Source organism: Aliihoeflea sp. 2WW (assembly GCF_000497755.1).
GTDB lineage: Bacteria > Pseudomonadota > Alphaproteobacteria > Rhizobiales > Rhizobiaceae > Aliihoeflea.
In genome coordinates, this window is sequence record NZ_AYOD01000008.1 from 201,118 (window position 1) to 220,114 (window position 18,997).

An 18,997-nucleotide genomic window follows, 5' to 3' on the forward strand; every position below is an offset into this window, starting at 1 on the left:
GCTTGGCCACCTGCCTGCCGATCGGTATAGAGAAGGCATGGCCGACACGATCAACCTGCGCGAGCTCCTGCTCTTCTATGCCGACAGCGGCGTGGACGACGCATTGATGGACGAGGCCGTGGACCGCTTTGCGGCGACCGAGCAGCCGGTCATTCCAGCAAGCGCGACCGAAGTTTCGGCGCCTCAACTGCGCGCTGCGCGTGCGGCTGACCGCCCCACGCCTGCCGCACCCTCCCGCGCACAAACGAGCGTTCCCGACGAGGGACAGAGCGAACGCGCGCGGCTTCTTGCCCGCGAAGCCATGTCATTGGAGGCGCTTCGCGAGACAATGCAGGGCTTCGACGGCTGCAATCTGGCGCTGACGGCCAAGAGCCTCGTTTTCGGCGAAGGCGACGTTGCCGCCGACATCCTCTTCATCGGAGACGCACCCGGTCGCGACGAGGACATCGAGGGCCGGCCCTATGTCGGGCGGTCTGGGCAATTGCTCGACCGCATGATGGCCGCGATCGGGCTCGACCGCTCCAATGCCTATCTCGCGCATGTCATTCCGTGGCGTCCGCCGGGAAATCGCGCGCCGACGGCCATCGAGATCGAAATCTGCCGCCCGTTTCTCGAACGGCAGATCGAACTCGTCCAGCCGAAGCTGCTGGTTCCGCTCGGCGATCTGGCGACGAAGGTCATGTCGCGCTCGCCCGAAAGCATCGTGCGGGTCAGGGGCAAATGGTGGCAGTGCAAGATCGGCGAGGGATCGATCACGGCACTGTCGACTTTCGATCCCGATTATCTCCTGCGCAATCCGCCGCACAAGAAGCTCGCCTGGCGCGATCTTCTGGAGATCAAGGCAAAGCTTGGGGAAGTGTCGCCGCGCTGACGGCGTCAGGCCGGCGGGGTGACCTTGCGGGCCTGGCCGCGCTTGAGACCGAGCCGCTGCTCGCGCCAGATGATGAAGAGCCCGGCGCCGACGACGATGGTGCCCCCGACCAGCGTGTAGATCGTCGGCAGATCGCCGAAGATGAAGAAGCCGACGGCGATGCCGAGGATCATGGACGTGTATTCGAAAGGCGCGATCGTCGACATCGGCGCGTGGCGATAGCTTTCGGTCATCAGGATCTGGCCGACGCCGCCGCAAATGCCGGAGCCGATGAGACAAGCCGCCTGTCCGCCGGTCAGCGGAACCCAGCCGAACGGAATGGTGCCGAGCGCGGCGACCGTCGACGTCAGCGAGAACCAGAGGACGATCGTCGCGGTCTTCTCGGTATGGACGAGGCGGCGAACCAGAAGCATGGCGATGGCCGAGACGCCCGCCGCCAGCAAGGCCGCCGTGACGCCCAGCGCCTCGTCATTGCCCATCGTTGAACCGTCGGTGAAGAGCGTCAGCTTCGGCCAGGAGATGATGACGACGCCGATCAGCCCGACGACGACGGCGCTCCAGCGGAACAGGCGCACGACTTCGCCCATGAAAAGGGCCGAGAAGACGACGACCAGAAGCGGCTGCGCATAGTTGAGCGTGATCGCCTCGGGCAGCGGCAATCGCGTCAGTGCGAAGAAGCCGAGCCCCATCGACGTCACGCCCACCAGACCGCGCGCGACGTGGCTTACGGGGCGCGTGGTCTTCAGTGCCGAGCGCAGTTCGTGCCGCCAGGCAAGCAGGATCAGGATCGGAAGGATGGCGAAAGCGGACCGGAAGAAGACGATCTCGCCCGCCGGCACCCGCCCCGCCGCCTTTATCAGCGAGGCCATCGCCACGAAGGTTGCGACGGAGATGACCTTGAGCAGAATGCCGGTCAGCGGATTCCTGTCCGCGTAAAGGGCTTCCACCTCTTGTCTGTTCATCCGCCCGCTTGCCATAAAAATGCGCGGCGACGTTGCCGCCGCGCCGATTCGGAAATCGATTATCCAGTTAACCTATTTCGTGTCCTGAATCGCCTGCCATACACGCTGTGGCGTAGCAGGCATCTCGATGTGTCCGATTCCGTAGGCGCGCCAGAGTGCGTCCGTCACCGCATTCAGCGCGGCCGGCGTGGCGCCGATCGTCCCCGCCTCGCCCGCGCCCTTGATCCCGAGCGCGTTGGTGGTCGAGGGTACGTTGCGCGTCTCGAAGTGGAAGTTCGGGAAATCGTCGGCGCGCGGCACGGCGTAGTCCATGAAGCTGGCCGTGACGAGCTGGCCGTCCTCGCCATAGACCGCCTCTTCGCACAGTGCCTGGCCGATCCCCTGCACGACGCCGCCATGGACCTGGCCGGCCAGCAGGATCGGGTTCACGGTCGCGCCAAAATCGTCGACGATCGTGTAGCGCACGACCTGCGTCGCGCCGGTCTCCGGGTCGATCTCGACCTCGCAGACATGGCTGCCGTTGGGATAGGTCGCCTCGTCCTGAACGAACTCGCCGAAGCCCTTGAGATCGGACTCGTTTTTCGCCGCGCGCGCGATGCCCGCGAAGTCGATCACCCGGTCCGTTCCGACGATCTTCGCGGTGCCGTCGACGAGCTCGATATCGGCGGGCGAGGCTTCGAGTTCGTCGGCCGCGATGCGCTTCAGCTTTTCGGCAAGGTCCTCACCGGCACGTGCGGCCGAGACACCGCCGAGCGGGATCGAGCGCGAGCCGCCCGTGCCGCCGCCCTTCTCCAGCCGGTCCGTGTCGCCCTGATGAACCGTGATCCGCGAAATGTCGACGTTGAGCTTTTCGGCGACGAACTGCGCATAGGCCGTCGCGTGGCCCTGCCCGTTCGACTGGGTGCCGATCGAAAGCGTGACGTTTCCATCCGCGTCGAGTTCGACATGAGCGGGCTCGGAGCCGGCGAAGGCACAGGCCTCGACATAGGTCGCAAGACCGATTCCGCGAATGCGGCCCTTCGTCTTCGCCTCCTCGTTGCGGGCGTCGAAACCGTCCCATTCGGCACGCTCCAGCGCGGTCGTCAGATGACCATCGAACTCGCCGACATCGTATTTGCGCCCCGTCGGCGTGGTGTAAGGGAACTGTTCGGGGCGGATGAAATTGCGCCGGCGGATTTCGGGCGCCGACAGCTTCAGGTCGCGCGCGCACTGGTCGACGAGCTTTTCGAGCTGGAATGCCGCCTCGGGGCGGCCTGCGCCGCGATAGGCGTCGACGGGCGTGGTATTCGTGTAGATGCCCTGGATGACCACGTCGAGCGCCCGGATGTCGTAGACGCCCGTCGACATCGTGGCGCCGACCCAGGGGATGAATGGGCCGACCTGTGAGCAATAGGCACCGATATTGGCCTCGGTCTTCACGCGCAGGGCCAGGAAGCGTCCTTCCCCGTCCATCGCCATCTCGGCGACGGCGAGATTGTCGCGGCCATGGGCGTCGGTCAGGAAATGTTCGGTCCGGTCGCTGGTCCACTTGACCGGGCGACCGAGACGCTTGGCCGCCTCCAGAACCAGCGCATATTCGCGGTAGGTGAACATCTTGGTGCCGAAACCGCCACCGACATCGGGCGTGACCACGCGCAGCTTGTCATGGCCGATGTTGAAGACCTGGTCGCACAGCACCCGGCGCATCGAATGGACGCCCTGCGATCCCGTCGTCAGCGTGAAGCGATCCTCGCCTTCCACCCATTCGCCCAGCGCCGAGCGCGGTTCCATGTAGTTGGAAACCAGGCGATTGTTGCGGAACTCGATCCGCGAGACGTTGGCGGCCTTCGCGAAGGCGGCATCGGCTGCATCGGCCTCGCCCAGCCTGTATTCGAAGGCGACGTTGCCTCCGCGCTCGCTCCAGACCTGCGGGGCATCATCCGCTAGGGCGGCCGCGATGTCGGCGACGGCATCCTCCGGCTCGAAATCGACTTCCAAGAGATCGGCCGCGTCCTGCGCCTGCGCACGGCTGTCCGCAACGATGAAAGCGACGGCATCGCCGACATAGGCGACTTCATCAGCGCACAGGATCGGGATGTCGCGGGTCGGCGCGCGCGTGCCGTCGGGCTGCTTCTGCATGGCGCCGGACTTCAGCGCGCCGAGATGGGCGACATCCGCGCCGGTCAGCACAAGCCTGACGCCGTCGCCGCCGAGCGCCGCCTCCGTCGAGGCAATGGTGAACCTGCCCCGGGCAATCGGCGAGCGGAGGACATATCCATGCAGCACGCCGTCGCGCGTCAAATCGTCGGTATAGCGGCCCTGCCCCCGGATGAAGGCATCGTCCTCGAGGCGACGGACGGGCGCACCCATTCCGAACTTCGGCGTCATCACGTTCATTGAAAACTTTCCGGATCGTTTGGGAGAATGCCAGTGAACTGGCGCGGACCGACAGTTTTGTCGAGGGCCAGCATCGTGTAAAGACCGGCCAGCAGATCAATTCTCGCGGAGTGCGGCAATCCGTTTCCGCGCATCCAGGGGCAAAGCATGACGATCGACACCGGCAAGGTCTACCGTCTCGAGGACTATCGCCCGAGCGACTACGCCATCCGCGCGACCGACCTCACCTTCCGGCTCGACCCACACCACACGCTCGTGACAGTCACGCTTTCCATCGAACGGCGCGAGGATGCCGCGCTCGACGCGCCGCTCGTGCTCGACGGCGACGGGCTGAAGCTTCTGTCGTTGACGCTGGACGGCACGCAACTGCCGGCGGGAGGTTTCGAGGCGACGCCCGACCGTCTGACCATCGCCCGCTTGCCGAAAGGATCGTTTTCGCTCGTCATCGAGACGGAACTCGCTCCCGAGGCCAATTCGGCGCTGATGGGGCTTTACCTGTCGAACGGCGTCTATTGCACGCAATGCGAGGCGGAAGGATTTCGCCGCATCACCTATTTTCTCGACCGGCCGGACGTCATGTCCGTCTATACGGTGCGCGTGGAGGCGCCAAAGTCATCCGCGCCGATCCTTCTTTCTAACGGCAATCCGGTCGAAGGCGGCGAACTTGCCGATGGCTGGCACTATGCCGTCTGGCACGACCCGCATCTCAAGCCGTCCTATCTGTTCGCGCTCGTCGCCGGCGATCTGGGGCGCATCACGGACAGTTTCACCACCCGTTCGGGCCGCACCGTCGAGCTCGGCATCTATGTCGAGAAGGGCAAGGAAGCGCGCGCGACCTACGCGATGGACGCGCTCAAGCGCTCGATGTCGTGGGACGAGGAAGTCTTCGGCCTCGAATATGATCTCGACGTCTTCAACATCGTCGCCGTCTCCGATTTCAATATGGGCGCGATGGAGAACAAGGGTCTCAACATATTCAACGACAAATACGTCCTTGCCGACGAGGAGACCGCGACCGACGCCGATTTCGCCAATATCGAGGCGATCATCGCGCATGAATATTTCCACAATTGGACCGGCAACAGAATCACTTGCCGCGACTGGTTCCAGCTCTGCCTCAAGGAAGGGCTGACCGTTTTCCGCGACCATGAATTCTCCTCCGACATGCGCTCGCGCGCGGTCAAGCGCATCGCCGAGGTGCGCACGCTGAAGTCGCTGCAGTTTCCCGAGGACCAGGGTCCGCTCGCCCATCCGGTGCGCCCGCGCCGCTACCGCGAGATCAACAATTTCTACACGGCGACCGTCTACGAAAAAGGTTCGGAAGTCGTGCGGATGATCCGCACCATCCTCGGCGCGGAGACGTTCCGAAAAGGCATGGACCTCTATTTCGAACGCCATGACGGCGACGCGGCGACGATCGAGGATTTTCTCAAAGTGTTCGAGGACGTCTCGGGCCGCGACCTCTCGCAGTTCGCGCTCTGGTATCACCAGGCCGGCACGCCGCATGTTAGCGTCTCCACCGCCTATGACGAGACGCGCGGGGAACTTTCGCTCGACATCGAGCAGTCGGTTCCGCCGACGCCGCTGGAAAGCCGCAAGCGCGTCATGCACATTCCGCTCGCCATCGGCCTCGTCGGAAAGGATGGCAGCGACCTCGATGCTGCACCCGTCGATGCGACGAGCTTTGCCGACGGCGTGATCCACCTGAAGAAGCGGCGGCAGACGGTCCGTTTCACCGGCCTTTCCGAGCGCCCCGCAATTTCTCTCAACCGCGGTTTTTCCGCACCGATCACGCTGGCGAGCGAGCAGAGCGTCGAGGACCGGCTGTTTCTTGCCCGGCACGACAGCGACCTCGTCGCGCGCTGGCAGGCGCTGAACGGTCTCCTGTCCGATCATTTGATCGAGACGAGCAAAGCCCCCGCCCCGCAAAGCAACATGGCCGGTCGGCTTGCCGAAGTGCTTGGCGCCATCGCGGCCGACGACGCCCTTGAGCCCGCCTATCGCGCGCTTGCGCTGACGCCGCCGAGCGAGGCGGATGTTGCCCGAGAGATCGGCTCGAACATCGATCCCGACGCGATCCATGTCGCACGCAACACACTCGTCGACATCATCGCGGCGGCAAATCGTGAAGCATTCGAGGCACTTTACGGCGATCTTCAAGGCGATGATTCATTCTCGCCGGACGCGGAAAGCGCCGGCCGGCGCGCCCTGCGGAATGTCCTCCTCGACTACGCCTCGGCAGCGCAGGGCACGCCCGAACTGGCGGCCAGCCAGTATCGCGATGCGACCAACATGACCGAACGCGCCGCGGCGCTTGCCGTCCTCGCGCATCGCTTCCCGACGGAAACGCAGACCGTGGCCGCGCTCGCCGATTTCGAAGCGCGCTACGGCGACAACCCGCTGGTGCTCGACAAGTGGTTCCAGATCCAGGCGACCATTCCGGGCGAGGCCGCGCTGTCCCGCGTCGAGGGACTGACGGCGCACGGTGCCTTCTCGATCGGCAACCCCAATCGCGTCCGTTCCCTCATCGGCACCTTCGCCAGTTCCAACCAGACCGGCTTCCACCGGGCCGACGGCGCCGGCTACCGCTTCTTCGCCGACCGCATCATCGAGGTCGAAAAGCGCAATCCGCAAGTTGCTGCGCGGCTTGCGACCGCCTTTCGCTCATGGCGCTCGCTCGAGCCTGGCCGGCAAGGTCATGCCCGCGCCGAACTCGCGCGCATCGCTGCGGTTCCCGGCCTCTCGACGGATTTGAAGGACATCGTCGAACGCACGCTCGGATAGAGGCGCGGCCGGCGATTGAGTCCAAAAGGACGCAGCGTCGTGCGATCCGTCAACATTTCAGCAAGATTTGGTCCGATGCTCTGGACAGCGCGAATCGGCTCTGATTCCTTATAGACGATTCGGAAGTGCGGCGTTGCCGGATCGATTCGCAAGGTTCGAAATTCGGGGAGCCATCAATGGCACTAACGGACGCGTGGGGCGCGGCCGCAGGGCAACTCTTTACCTGGCGCAGGCCGCGCCAGAAGAAGGTTCGCCTCGCGGGTCATGCGCGCTTCATTGCCGCGCCGGCCTATAAGCGGCTTCTGGCCGCCGAACCCTATCTGCGCCGTTCGATCCCCACCCTCGTCATCTGCTTCCTGCTCCTCATCGCGGCGATGCGCTCGCTGTCGCTCTTTGCCTGGAAGGAAGACCTCGAAGCGACGTCGAAGGGCCTTCTGGGCCTCACCGCCAGCCAGGTCTATCACGCGATGCGGACCAGCCATGGCGAGAGCGCGCCGGACAAGCTGATCTCGGAAGCCGTGCTGCGCGATACGACGCGCCACTCCGTCATCGCCGACGAACAGGTTCTGATGATCACGGATGCCGAGTTCGAGATCGTTGCCACGACCGGCCAGCAGCAGCTCGTCGGCCAGTCGCTCGAAAATCTGGTCGTCGACGGCCAGCCACTCTTCATGTTCGGCCAGCGCGCCGGCGTGCTGGAAGTCACCGTCGCCGGGGAAAGCTGGTTCGCCGCCGCCGAGCTTCTCGAAGGGCGCACCGGCGCGGCATTCGCCCTCATCTCGCGCGACACCGTACTTGAGGAATGGCGCAAGTCGCTGGCGCTCAACGTAACGCTGTTCGTGCTGACGGCCGGCGTCCTTCTCGTCGTCCTCTACGCCTATTTCACGCAGGCCGCGCGCGCGGAAGCTGCCGACCGCATCTATGAGGAAGCCAATCTTCGCAACGACATGGCGCTGACGCGCGGGCGTTGTGGCATTTGGGACTGGGACCTCGCCCGCGGGCGCATGCACTGGTCGCGCTCGATGTACGAGATGCTGGGCTATGAGCCCTGCGAAGGCATGCTGTCCTTCGGCTCCATTTCCGAGATCATCCATCCCGAGGACGGCGACCTGATGGCGATCGCGCAGCGCGTCGCCGAAGGCGAAACCGACCAGTTCGACCAGATCTTCCGCATGCGCCATGCCAGCGGCGGCTGGGTCTGGATCAGGGCGAAGGCGCAGGTCAACGATCCCGACGCCGCCGATATCCACCTCGTCGGCATCGCCGTCGACATCACCGAGCAGCGGCACCTCGCCCAGCGTTCGGAAACGGCCGATCTTCGCCTGCGCACCGCCATCGAGAACATCAACGAATCCTTCGTCCTGTGGGATGCCAACCAGCATCTCATCATGTGCAACTCGAAGTTCCAGAAGGATCACGGTTTGTCGGATGCCGACGTCTTCCCCGGCACCAGCCGCGAGACGATCGCCAAGCGCATGACGGCCTTCGCGCATGAGCGCAAGCTTGCCAATTCCAGCGGCCTTGCCGGCGGCGCGACCTATGAGCGCCAGCTCGGCGATGGGCGCTGGCTGCAGGTCAACGAACTGCGCACCCGCGACGGCGGCACAGTTTCGGTCGGCACCGACATTACGCCGATCAAGCAGAACCAGGAAAAGCTGGTCGATTCCGAGCGTCGCCTGATGGCGACGATCCACGACCTGTCGCTTGCCCGAAAGGCCGAAGGCGAGCGCACGCGCGAACTCGTCGAGCTCAACCGCGAATACATGAAGGAAACGGAACGCGCCGAGGCCGCCAACCGCGCCAAGTCCGAATTCCTTGCCAACATGTCGCACGAATTGCGCACGCCGCTCAACGCCATCATCGGCTTCTCCGAACTGATGTCGACGCGCCTCTTCGGCCCGCTGGGCTCCGACAAGTACGAGGAGTACATCCGCGACATCCACGGATCGGGCACCTACCTCCTCGGCGTCATTAACGACATTCTCGACATGTCCAAGATCGAAGCCGGCCAGTTCTCGATCGACCGCGAAGGCATCGAACTCAACCCGCTCATCGACGAGGCGATCCGCGTCGTCGCGCTGCAGGCAGCGAAAAAGCAGATCAATGTCGAGACCAAGATCTCCAACACGATGGAGCTCTTCGCCGATCGCCGCGCGGTCAAGCAGATCATGCTCAATCTTCTGTCCAACGCCGTGAAGTTCACCGGCGAAGGCGGCAACATCTCGATGCGCGCCCGCAAGATCGGCAATTCGGTCGTCATCAGCATCGAGGATACGGGCTGCGGCATCCCCAAGGACGCGCTGAAGAAGCTCGGCCGCCCGTTCGAGCAGGTGCAGAACCAGTTCTCCAAGAACCACACCGGTTCCGGCCTCGGCCTCGCCATCTCGCGCTCGCTGGCCGAACTTCATGGCGGCGCGCTGAAGATCCGCTCGAACGAGGGCGTCGGCACCATCGTCTCGGTCCGCATCCCTGCCCGCGAGCAGGTGCCGGTCAAGCAGGCGGCGTAAGGTGACGCGACATTGCGCGGTGGAGATGTCGAGGCCTGGACCTCTGTGACAAGCACAGAGGTGACGGTGGAGACGTAGCACACGATCGGAAGTCGAGTTGGTCTATCCATTGCGGCCGTCACGTCTGTGCTTGTCACAGAGGTCCAGGTCCGTCCAGTTCCGCCGCTACGCCACCGACGATCCGATCATTTCCCGATCAGCTTCCTGAAATGCCCAGACACCGTCTTCGACGTGTCCTTCAGATGCGCCTCCAGCACCTTCAGGTCCGGCAGGTCGGTGGTGCGGAGCAGAAGGTCGGCGAGGCCCGGCGGCACGTCGTCCGGCTCGAACGGACCGGTCAGGCACAGCCGCAATATCTGCGTCAGCGACGCGTAGAGCTCGTGGGCGGCGACGAGTTCGTCGCGTGCGGTCGGATCGCAAAAATCCGGTGACAGGCGCTGCAACGTCTCGACGGTCGAAGCCGTGTGCTCATCGCCATCCACGCGGCCGGTCAGCGTGGCCACCTGCGCAATGAATTCGAGGTCGATCAGCCCGCCCGAAACCAGCTTCACATCCCAGACGTCGCGCGGCGGCTTTTCGCTGGCGATGAGCTTGCGCATCTCGCCCGCGTCCGCGCGGACCTTGCCGGCATCGTGCTTCGTCGCCAGCACGTCCGCGACATGCGCGTTGGCGACGGCGATCAGGTCCGGGTCGCCGGCGACGGCGCGGGCCCGCGTCAGCGCCATGTGCTCCCAGGTCCATGCTTCCTCGCGCTGATATTTCGCGAAAGCGTCGATATGGGTTGCGACCGGCCCTTTGTTTCCGGAGGGGCGCAGGCGCAAGTCGAGCTCGTAAAGCACCCCTTCCGCGGTGGGCGCCGAGACGGCTGCGATCAGGCGCTGAGTCAGCCGGGTAAAGTAATGCGCCGGCGCAAGCGGCTTTTCGCCATCGGATTCCTCGGCGTCTTCGTCATGGTCGTAGAGCAGGATCAGGTCGACGTCGGAGCCTGCCGTCAGCTCCCGGCTGCCGAGCTTGCCCATGCCGACGATGCAGACCTTGCCGCCGGCCATCGCGCCGTGCCGGATCGCGAATTCCGCCTGCACCGCCTCCAGCGCACTGCCGATCGTCAGGTCGGCGAGGTCGGAAAAGGCCTTGCCGGCGCGGCGATGGTCGATGGCGCCGGAGAGAAGCCGGATGCCGATCAGGAATTTCTGCTCTGCCGCGAAGATGCGCAGACGGTCGAGCAGCTCCTCATGCAGTTCGACGCCCGTCAGGAACCCGTCCAGGCGCTCGGCGAGATAGGCCTTGTTGGGCAGTTCGGAGAGGAGCCCCGGATCGAGCAGCCCGTCGAAGACGTGCGGACGGCGGGTGATGATCTGGGCGAGGCGCGGCGCGGCGCCCATGATCGTCGCCAGCAGCTTCAGGAGCGACGGGTTCGACTGGAACAGCGAGAAGAGCTGGATGCCGGCGGGCAGCCCCTTCAGGAACTCGTCGAAACGCAGGATCGCCTCGTCGGCGCGCTTGGTCTGCCCGAAAGCTTCCAGCAGCGCCGGCGTCAGCTCCGTCAGGCGCTCACGCGCCTCGGCCGATTGCGTTGCGCGATAGCGGCCGAAATGCCAGGTGCGGATCAGCCGCGCAATGTCGCTCGGCCGCTCGAAACCCAGTTCGGAAAGCGTCTGCAGCGTGTCGGGATCGTCGACATCTCCGGTGAAGACCAGATTGCCGACCCCGCGCGACAGTTGCGGCGCGGTTTCGAACAAGGCCGCATAGTGCTTTTCGACGAGTTGCAGCGAGGCGCGGAACGTCTCGGAAAATTTCGTCTCGTCTTCGAAGCCGAGCATCAGCGCGATGCGGCGCAGACCGTCATCGTCTTCGGGCAGCACATGGCTCTGCTCGTCGGCGACCATCTGGATCGCGTGCTCCACGTCGCGCAGGAACCAGTATTGTTTCGCGAGCGCATCGCGCGCCTCCGCGCCGATCCAGCCGCGCTCGGCGAGGACGGCGAGCATCGCCACCGTCTGGCGGCCGCGCAGTTCCTGGAACCGTCCGCCGGCGATCAATTGCTGGGTCTGGACGAAGAATTCGATCTCGCGAATGCCGCCGCGCCCCAGCTTGACGTTGTGACCCTTGACCGCGATCTCGCCATGACCCTTGTGCGCGTGGATCTGGCGCTTGATCGAATGGACGTCGGCAATCGCCGCAAAGTCCATGTATTTGCGCCAGATATAGGGGGTCAGCTCGGCAAGGAAGGCCTCGCCCGCCGCGATGTCGCCGGCGAGCGGGCGTGCCTTGATCATCGCCGCGCGCTCCCAATTCTGACCGCGTCCCTCATAGTAGTTCAGCGCCGCCTCGGTCGGGATCGCAAGCGGCGTCGAGCCCGGATCGGGGCGCAGCCGCAGGTCGGTGCGGAAGACGTATCCGTGCTCGGTTCTGTCCTGCAATATCCGTACGAGCCGGCGCGCGAGCCGCGAGAAAAGATCCGTCGCATCGAGCGGATCGAGAATCGCCTCGGCTTCGACATCGACGAACAGGATCAAATCGATGTCCGACGAGAAGTTCAGCTCGTGCGCGCCGAGCTTGCCCATGCCGAGAACGACGAGGCCCGACCCTCTGCCCGGTTTCGTCCGGTCCGGCAATTTGATCGCGCCGCGGTCATGCGTCTCGACCAGAAGGAAGTCGATCGCCGCGCCGATGCAGGCATCGGCCAGATCGCTGAGCTGCGCCACCGTCGTCTCGGCGGAATGGATGCCGGCAAGGGCGGCCAGCGCAAGCAGGGCATGCGCCTCGCTTTTCAGAAGCCGCAGCGCCTTCATCAGCGTCGTCTCATTGTCCGCCAGCGAGGCCGACGCGCCGATTTCCTCGATGATCGCCGCCAGCCGTTTGTCGAGCGGTGTGGTGACGAGGCTCTGGAGGATCGCGGGCCGACGGCGCGCCGCGTCGCGCAAGAATGGCGAGAGGTCGAACGCTGCGCCGAGGAAGGCGGACACATCCTTGTCGGCCTCGAGCGCATCGGCCAGCGCTGCACATTCGTCCTGGCGCGCCGTCTCGATGAAGTCCGCGACCAGTTCGGCGGCATTGTCGGGGCGAAGCGGTTTCAGCGACGCGCGCCCGAATGCCTGGAGTGTGGTCGGGCCGTTTGCGTCGTTTTTTGTCATGGAGCTGGGGAATCGCCTGCCGGGAAGATCATGGAGACGCATAATCCAGGGTTTTCGCCCGACAATTCAAGCCGTCCGCCGTGAAAGGTCATGACGGCCTTGGCTAGGCTGAGGCCGAGACCCGAGCCGGGCTGGGAACGGCTCTGCTCCAGACGGACGAAACGCTCCGTCGCCCTTGCGCGGTCCTCGGGCGGAATGCCCGGTCCCGTGTCGCAAATCGAAACGACGATCTCGCCTCCGCTGCGCTTCGCCGCCACGCGCACGCGAGGATGTTCGCCGAACCCTGCGGAGTATTTGATCGCATTGTCGACGATGTTCGACAGCGACTGGCCGATGAGTTCGCGATTGCCGGAAATGACCAAGCCGGCGGGTGCGTCGGCAGCGAGCGCGACGCCCACTTCGTCGGCGGCCGGCTCGTAGAGTTCCACGACGTCGGCGACGATCGCCGACAGGTCGATCACGGCCGTATTCTCGGCCGAGTAGCCCGATTCCAGCCGGCTGATCATCAGGATCGCGTTGAAGGTGCGGATGAGTTGGTCGGATTCGGCGATCGTCGCTTCCAGCGCTGCGCGATGCTGTGGCTCGTTGCCCCTGGCAAGCGCCGCCTCGGCCCGGTTGCGCAGGCGCGTCAGCGGCGTCTTCAGATCGTGCGCGATATTGTCGGAAACCTGTTTCAGCCCCTCGTTGAGCGCGCCGATCCGGGCCAGCATCTCGTTCAGGTTCTGCGACAGCCGGTCGAACTCGTCGCCTGCGCCGGCCACCGGCAGGCGGCCGGACAGGTCGCCGCCCATGATGCGCCGGCTCGCATCGGAAATGTTGTCGATCCGCTTCAAAGCGCGCCGGCCGACGAGGAACCAGATGGCGAGCGCGCCGAGGCCCATCATGCCGAAGGCGACGATCAGCGCCCGGCGGATCACATTGCCGAAGCGCTCGGGTTCGCCGAGATCGCGACCGACCAGCAGGATCATCTGGTTGGGCAGGCGCACCACGACGGCCATTGCCATGTGCGGGCCCTCTCGGGCGGTGGGCACGTCGGCCGTGCGCGTTTCGGGCTCGCCGTAGCGCTCATAGGAAAAGGGCCGCTCGGTCCAGCCTTCCGCGCCGAGCACCTGCGGCTCGAGGCTCTGCACGTTGCCGCCGAGGATACGGCCGGTCGGGTCCGCTATGATGTAGAGATAGGCGCCGGGCTGGCGCGACCTGCCTTCCACCACGCGCACCAGCGTCGTCAGCCCGCCGCGCTGGTAGGCGCGCCCGAGGCTCAGCACCTCTTCGGAGACCGTGTCCTGGATCTGGCCCGTCAGCATGCGCATCGTCAGCGAGCCCATGTAAAACACCAGGCCGACCGCGCAGATCGCGAACAGCAGAAGATAGAGCGCGGAAAGCCGCGCCGCCGTCGTCTTCATCAGCGCGGAGATCGAGCCCAGCATCAGGCTTTCAGCATATAGCCGGCGCCGCGCACCGTGTGCAGGACGGGGGTATCGAATTCCTTCTCGATCTTCGAGCGGAGGCGCGAGATGTGAACGTCGATGACATTGGTCTGCGGATCGAAATGATAGTCCCAGACATTTTCGAGCAGCATGGTGCGCGTCACGACCTGTCCGGCATGGCGCATCAGATATTCGAGCAGCCGGAATTCGCGCGGCTGGAGCACGATCTCCTTGCCTGCGCGCTTGACCGAGTGGGACAGGCGGTCGAGCTCCAGATCGCCGACGCGGTAGACCGTCTCGACATCCTTCGAGCCGCCGCGCTTCTTCAGGACTTCCACCCGGGCGAGGAGTTCGGAAAAGGCGTAGGGCTTGGTCAAATAGTCGTCGCCGCCGGCCCTAAGGCCCGTCACTCGGTCATCGACCTCCCCCAGCGCCGACAGGATCAGGACCGGGGTATCGTTCCCGCGCGCGCGCAATGCGGCGACGACGGACAGGCCATCGCGGCGCGGCAGCATCCGATCGACGACGAGCACGTCGTATTCGCCCGAACTCGCCAGCGTGTAGCCGGTCTCGCCATCGGCGGCGATGTGGGCGAGATGGCCGGCTTCATCGAATGCCTTCTCCAGATATTCGGCCGCTTCGCGATCGTCCTCGATAACCAGAAGTTTCATCGGCACGCATCACTCCAGATAAGAAAGCGGCGGCGGGTGATGGGGACCCGCCGCCGCCGGAACCGGCCGCCAGTCTTGGACGTCAACCGGCCCGACGTCCAGCCATCGCGTCGCCTCGGAGCATTTGAAGCGGCGCTTTGGCTTGGACCTGGTCTTCGCGCGGATCAGCCCTGCGAGATGGGCAGCGCGACGAAGCGGTTGGAATTGTCGCGGCTGACCTGAAGGAGAACGGCACTGCGCCCTGCCTGTTCGGCCGACGAAACGGCGCTGGCGACATCCCGCGACGACTTGACGGGCTGCGAGTTAACGGCGGCAATCACGTCGCCCGGCTCGATGCCGCGCTCGGCGGCTGCGCTATCGGGATCGACATCGGTGACCAGAAGCCCGTTGCCGTCTTCCGACGGAATGACCGTCAGGCCGAAATCCGTCAGTGCGACGTCGCCTGTCGGAGCTTCGCCGGAAGGCGTCGCCGCGGCGAGCTGGTCGTCGCCAGGCAGGGTGCCGAGTTCAACCTCGACCTGCTGGGTCTCGCCATTGCGCCAGATGTCCACGGTCACGGTGTTGCCGGGCGTCAGGTTGCCGACGAGGCGGGCGAGTTCGCGCGGCGATGCGACCGCCTGACCGTTGACGGCCGTCACGACATCGCCGGACTGGATGCCGGCGGCGACGGCGGGACCATCGGCCTGCGGCTGGCTGATCAGCGCGCCGGTCGCATTCTCGAGGCCGAGCGATTCGGCGATCTCGTCGGTGACGGGCTGAATCTGCACGCCGAGCCAGCCGCGCGTCACGGCACCGTTTTCGATGAGGCTCGAAACGACGGTCTCGGCCGTCGACGAGGGAATGGCGAACGCAATGCCGACATTGCCGCCCGAGGGCGAGAAGATCGCGGTGTTGATGCCGACGACCTCGCCATTGAGGTTGAAGGCCGGTCCACCGGAGTTGCCGCGATTGACGGCGGCGTCGATCTGCAGGAAATCGTCATAGGGGCCGGCGCCGATGTCGCGGCCACGCGCCGAGACGATGCCGGCCGTCACGGAGCCGCCCAGCCCGAACGGATTGCCGACCGCGACGACCCATTCGCCCACGCGAACATCGTTGTCGTCGGCGAAGGCAACGTAGGTGAACTCGCGATCTTCATCGACCTTCAGCACGGCAAGGTCGGTGCGCGGATCGGAGCCGACGAGTTCGGCGGAAAGCTCGGTCCCGTCGTCAAGCACGACCGTATAGGCCGACCCGCCGCGAATGACGTGATTGTTGGTTACGAGATAGCCGTCGGCCGAGATGAAGAACCCGGAACCCTGCGAGGAGGGACGGGCGCGCTCGGCACGATCGCGCGGACCGCTGCGACGGCCCTCCGAGCGACCGTCCTCGCCGCGGAATTCGCGGAAGAAGCGGTTGAGCGGGTGATCCTGGGGAAGGTCCTCGAAGCCTGGCGCGCTGAAAGGCATTCCCTGGCCGCGATCGGAAACCGGCGCAGCCTGCGAATCGACGCGCACGGAAACGACGGCCGGCGAAACGCGCTCGACGACATCGGCGAAGCCGGGATTCTGCTGCGTGGTCTCGACGCGCACAGCTTCGGCACTAACGGGCAGCGTACCGGTGGTCACGGCGCCGAAGCCGATGGCGCCGGCGAGCGCGAGCGAAGCGGCGGTGGCGAAGAGCCGGCGCTTGCGGGTCTTGATCGGAGAAGGTCGATTGGTGTCCATGATGAGCCTCGTGAAGCGAGAACAGCGCGATTGCGCCTGATGGACAAGAGATAGGCCCGGCGACATTACGGCGCCATTTCCCCGGCATGAAACTTTCGTAATGTCAGTCCTGGCGGCCGAGGATGCCGTCGAGCTTGCGGCTTTCTTCCTCGCTGAGGCCGGGCGTCGAGATCCGGCGCCGGCGCGACGAAAGGATCAGGAATGCCCCGCCGGCAACGAGCAGGATCACCGGCATTCCCCAAAGCAGCGCATTGCGCGCCGTGAAGGTCGGCCGCAGCAGGACGAACTCGCCGTAGCGCGAGACGACGTATTCCATTACCGCCTCGTCGCTGTCGCCGGCGGCAATGCGCTCGCGCACCAGCACCCGCAGATCGCGCGCCAGTTCGGCATCCGAATCGTCGATCGACTGGTTCTGGCAGACCATGCAGCGAAGTTCGGCCGAGAGCGCACGCGCGCGCGCCTCGAGTGCGGGATCGTCGAGCATCTCGTTGGGCGCGAGCACCGCATGTGCGGCGACCGTCCCGAGCGCCAGCCAGAGGATGACGAGGAGGCGCGCGATCATTCTGCCGGCTCGACGGCGGGTCGGGCCGGCGTGGCACGGCGCGCGGCGGGTGCGCCGACACGCAAGCGCCGGTCGAGCAGCGAGATCGCGCCGCCCAGCATCATCGCGACGCAGCCGATCCAGATGAACAGCACCTGCGGTTTCCACCATGCCCTGACGACGATGCCGCCATCGGGCGCCCGGTCGCCGAGCGCGACGTAAAGCTGGCTGAAGCCGCGCGAGGCGATGCCGGCCTCCGTCGTCGGCATCTGGCGCGCCGGATAGAAGCGCTTGGCCGAGACGATCTCGCCGCGCTCGCGGCCCGATCGGTCCGAATAGGTGAAGCGGCCCTGCTCTTCCGTGTAGTTCGGCCCCTCGAACGGAAAAATGCCGTCGAAGCGCAGTTCGTAGCCGGCGACGTCCATTGCGTCCCCTGGCTGCATGACCGCGATCCGCTCGACCTCCAGCGCGCTTACCGCAACGATGCCGAGCGTCGTCAGCCCAAGACCCGCATGGGCGAGCGCGGTCCCGAAGACCGAGCGCGGCAATCCGATGAAGCGGCGCAGCGCGACGGGGGCGGACACCTTGCCGACGCCCGATTTCAGCGCCAGATCGGTGATCGCGCCGAAGACCAGCCAGAACGCCACCGCGATGCCGAAGGCCGCAAGCGCGCTGACGCGGTCGACGATGAAGAAGGTGGCAAGGGCGATGGCCAGCGACACGCCGAAGGCGGCGAACAGGCGTTGGCTGACCGCGAGGAGATCCCCGCGTTTCCAGGCGAGGAGCGGACCGAAGGGCACGGCCAACAGGAGCGGCACGATCAAGGGGCCGAAGGTCATGTTGAAGAACGGTGCGCCCACGGAAATCTTCTCGCCCGAAACGGCCTCGACGAGGAGCGGCCAGAGCGTGCCGACCAGGACGGTCGCCGCTGCGGTGGTCAGGAAGAGATTGTTGAGAACCAGCCCCCCTTCCCGCGAGATCGGATGAAAGACGCCGCCGGCGGTGAGCGTAGAGGCCCGAAATGCGAAAAGCGCCAGCGAACCGCCGATGAAGGCGATCAGGATCATCAGGATGAAGACGCCGCGCGTCGGGTCGGTCGCGAAAGCATGTACGGAAGTCAGCACGCCCGATCGAACGAGGAAGGTGCCGAGAAGCGAGAGCGAGAAGGTGAGGATGGCGAGCAGCACCGTCCAGATTTTCAGCGCCGAACGCTTTTCCATGACGATGGCCGAGTGCAGCAAGGCGGTGCCGGAGAGCCAGGGCAGGAACGAGGCATTCTCCACCGGGTCCCAGAACCAGTAGCCGCCCCAGCCGAGCTCATAATACGCCCAGTAGGAGCCCATCGCGATGCCGCCGGTCAGCGCCGCCCACGCGGCCAGCGTCCACGGTCGTACCCAGCGTGCCCAGGCCGCGTCGATGCGCCCCTCGATGAGGGCGGCGACCGCGAAGGAGAAGCAGATCGAAAAGCCGACATAGCCGAGATAGAGCAGCGGCGGATGGATCGCGAGGCCGATGTCCTGAAGGATCGGATTCAGGTCCTGCCCTTCGATCGGCGGCGGATTGATCCGCTCGAACGGGTTGGAGCTTGCCAGGACGAAGAGCAGGAAAGCGGCTGCGATCATGCCCTGGACGGCAAGGACATTGGCGCGGAGTGTTGCGGGAAGGTTCCGCCCGAAAATCGCGACCAGCGCCGCGAATGCCGCGAGGATCAGGATCCACAGCAGCATCGAGCCTTCGTGGTTCCCCCACACCCCGGTGATCTTGTAGAGCATCGGCTTGGCCGAGTGCGAATTCTCCCAGACATTCGCGACCGAGAAGTCGGACTGGACATAGGCCACGGTCAGTGCGGCAAACGACAAAGCTATCAGCGCCAGGATCGAGATCGATGCTGGCTCGGCAATGCCCATCAGCCGCGCGTCGCCGATCCTCGCTCCGACCAGCGGCGCGACCGAGAGCACGAGCGACAGCGCGAAGGCGAGGACGAGTGCGAAATGTCCGATCTCGACGATCATGTCGCG

The 18,997-nt window shown here is 65.3% G+C and carries 11 protein-coding genes; 3 read left to right on the forward strand and 8 right to left on the reverse strand.

All coding sequences use genetic code 11. From position 1 onward, the window contains the following. Window positions 1-37: 37 nt before the first annotated feature. On the forward strand, window positions 38-871 hold the full coding sequence (locus ALII_RS0105970; RefSeq protein ID WP_024586414.1) for a uracil-DNA glycosylase: 834 nt from the start codon (window positions 38-40) through the stop codon (window positions 869-871). A gap of 5 nt (window positions 872-876) precedes the next feature. Here ALII_RS0105970 and ALII_RS0105975 read toward each other — a convergent pair whose 3' ends face one another. Further along, on the reverse strand, window positions 877-1,833 hold the full coding sequence (locus ALII_RS0105975) for a DMT family transporter (protein WP_024586415.1): 957 nt from the start codon (window positions 1,831-1,833) through the stop codon (window positions 877-879). Window positions 1,834-1,905: 72 nt separating this feature from the next. Then, on the reverse strand, window positions 1,906-4,209 hold the full coding sequence (locus ALII_RS0105980; RefSeq protein WP_024586416.1) for a xanthine dehydrogenase family protein molybdopterin-binding subunit: 2,304 nt from the start codon (window positions 4,207-4,209) through the stop codon (window positions 1,906-1,908). A 147-nt stretch (window positions 4,210-4,356) separates the two neighbouring features. On the opposite strand from ALII_RS0105980, the gene pepN reads away from it, so the two are divergent. Together pepN and ALII_RS0105990 are read left to right on the forward strand one after the other, a co-directional pair. Next, entirely contained in the window at window positions 4,357-6,993 is a 2,637-nt protein-coding gene (pepN, locus tag ALII_RS0105985; RefSeq protein ID WP_024586417.1) for an aminopeptidase N, read from the forward strand. A 176-nt stretch (window positions 6,994-7,169) separates the two neighbouring features. After that, window positions 7,170-9,500 (forward strand): PAS domain-containing sensor histidine kinase, encoded by a 2,331-nt coding sequence (locus tag ALII_RS0105990; RefSeq protein ID WP_024586418.1) that lies wholly within the window; start codon window positions 7,170-7,172, stop codon window positions 9,498-9,500. A gap of 185 nt (window positions 9,501-9,685) precedes the next feature. Here ALII_RS0105990 and ALII_RS0105995 read toward each other — a convergent pair whose 3' ends face one another. The 6 genes from ALII_RS0105995 to ALII_RS0106020 all read right to left on the reverse strand — a co-directional run bounded on the left by ALII_RS0105995 (window position 9,686) and on the right by ALII_RS0106020 (window position 18,991). After that, the gene (locus ALII_RS0105995) at window positions 9,686-12,634 is read right to left on the reverse strand and encodes a bifunctional [glutamine synthetase] adenylyltransferase/[glutamine synthetase]-adenylyl-L-tyrosine phosphorylase (RefSeq protein ID WP_024586419.1); all 2,949 of its coding nucleotides are present in this window, start codon (window positions 12,632-12,634) and stop codon (window positions 9,686-9,688) included. After that, window positions 12,631-14,061 (reverse strand): HAMP domain-containing sensor histidine kinase, encoded by a 1,431-nt coding sequence (locus ALII_RS0106000; RefSeq protein ID WP_024586420.1) that lies wholly within the window; start codon window positions 14,059-14,061, stop codon window positions 12,631-12,633. Before ALII_RS0106000 ends, ALII_RS0105995 begins: the two co-directional genes overlap by 4 nt. Next, complete coding sequence (locus ALII_RS0106005) at window positions 14,061-14,732, reverse strand: response regulator transcription factor (protein ID WP_024586421.1); 672 nt, start codon at window positions 14,730-14,732, stop codon at window positions 14,061-14,063. The genes ALII_RS0106000 and ALII_RS0106005 overlap by 1 nt, the downstream gene beginning before the upstream one ends. Window positions 14,733-14,896: 164 nt before the next feature. Beyond that, window positions 14,897-16,438 (reverse strand): Do family serine endopeptidase, encoded by a 1,542-nt coding sequence (locus ALII_RS0106010; RefSeq protein WP_024586422.1) that lies wholly within the window; start codon window positions 16,436-16,438, stop codon window positions 14,897-14,899. 103 nt (window positions 16,439-16,541) lie between these two features. Further along, window positions 16,542-17,000, reverse strand: coding sequence for a cytochrome c-type biogenesis protein (locus ALII_RS0106015; RefSeq protein ID WP_024586423.1), 459 nt, complete (start codon window positions 16,998-17,000; stop codon window positions 16,542-16,544). Further along, entirely contained in the window at window positions 16,997-18,991 is a 1,995-nt protein-coding gene (locus tag ALII_RS0106020) for a heme lyase CcmF/NrfE family subunit (protein WP_029660257.1), read from the reverse strand. The genes ALII_RS0106015 and ALII_RS0106020 overlap by 4 nt, the downstream gene beginning before the upstream one ends. Window positions 18,992-18,997: the final 6 nt, after the last annotated feature.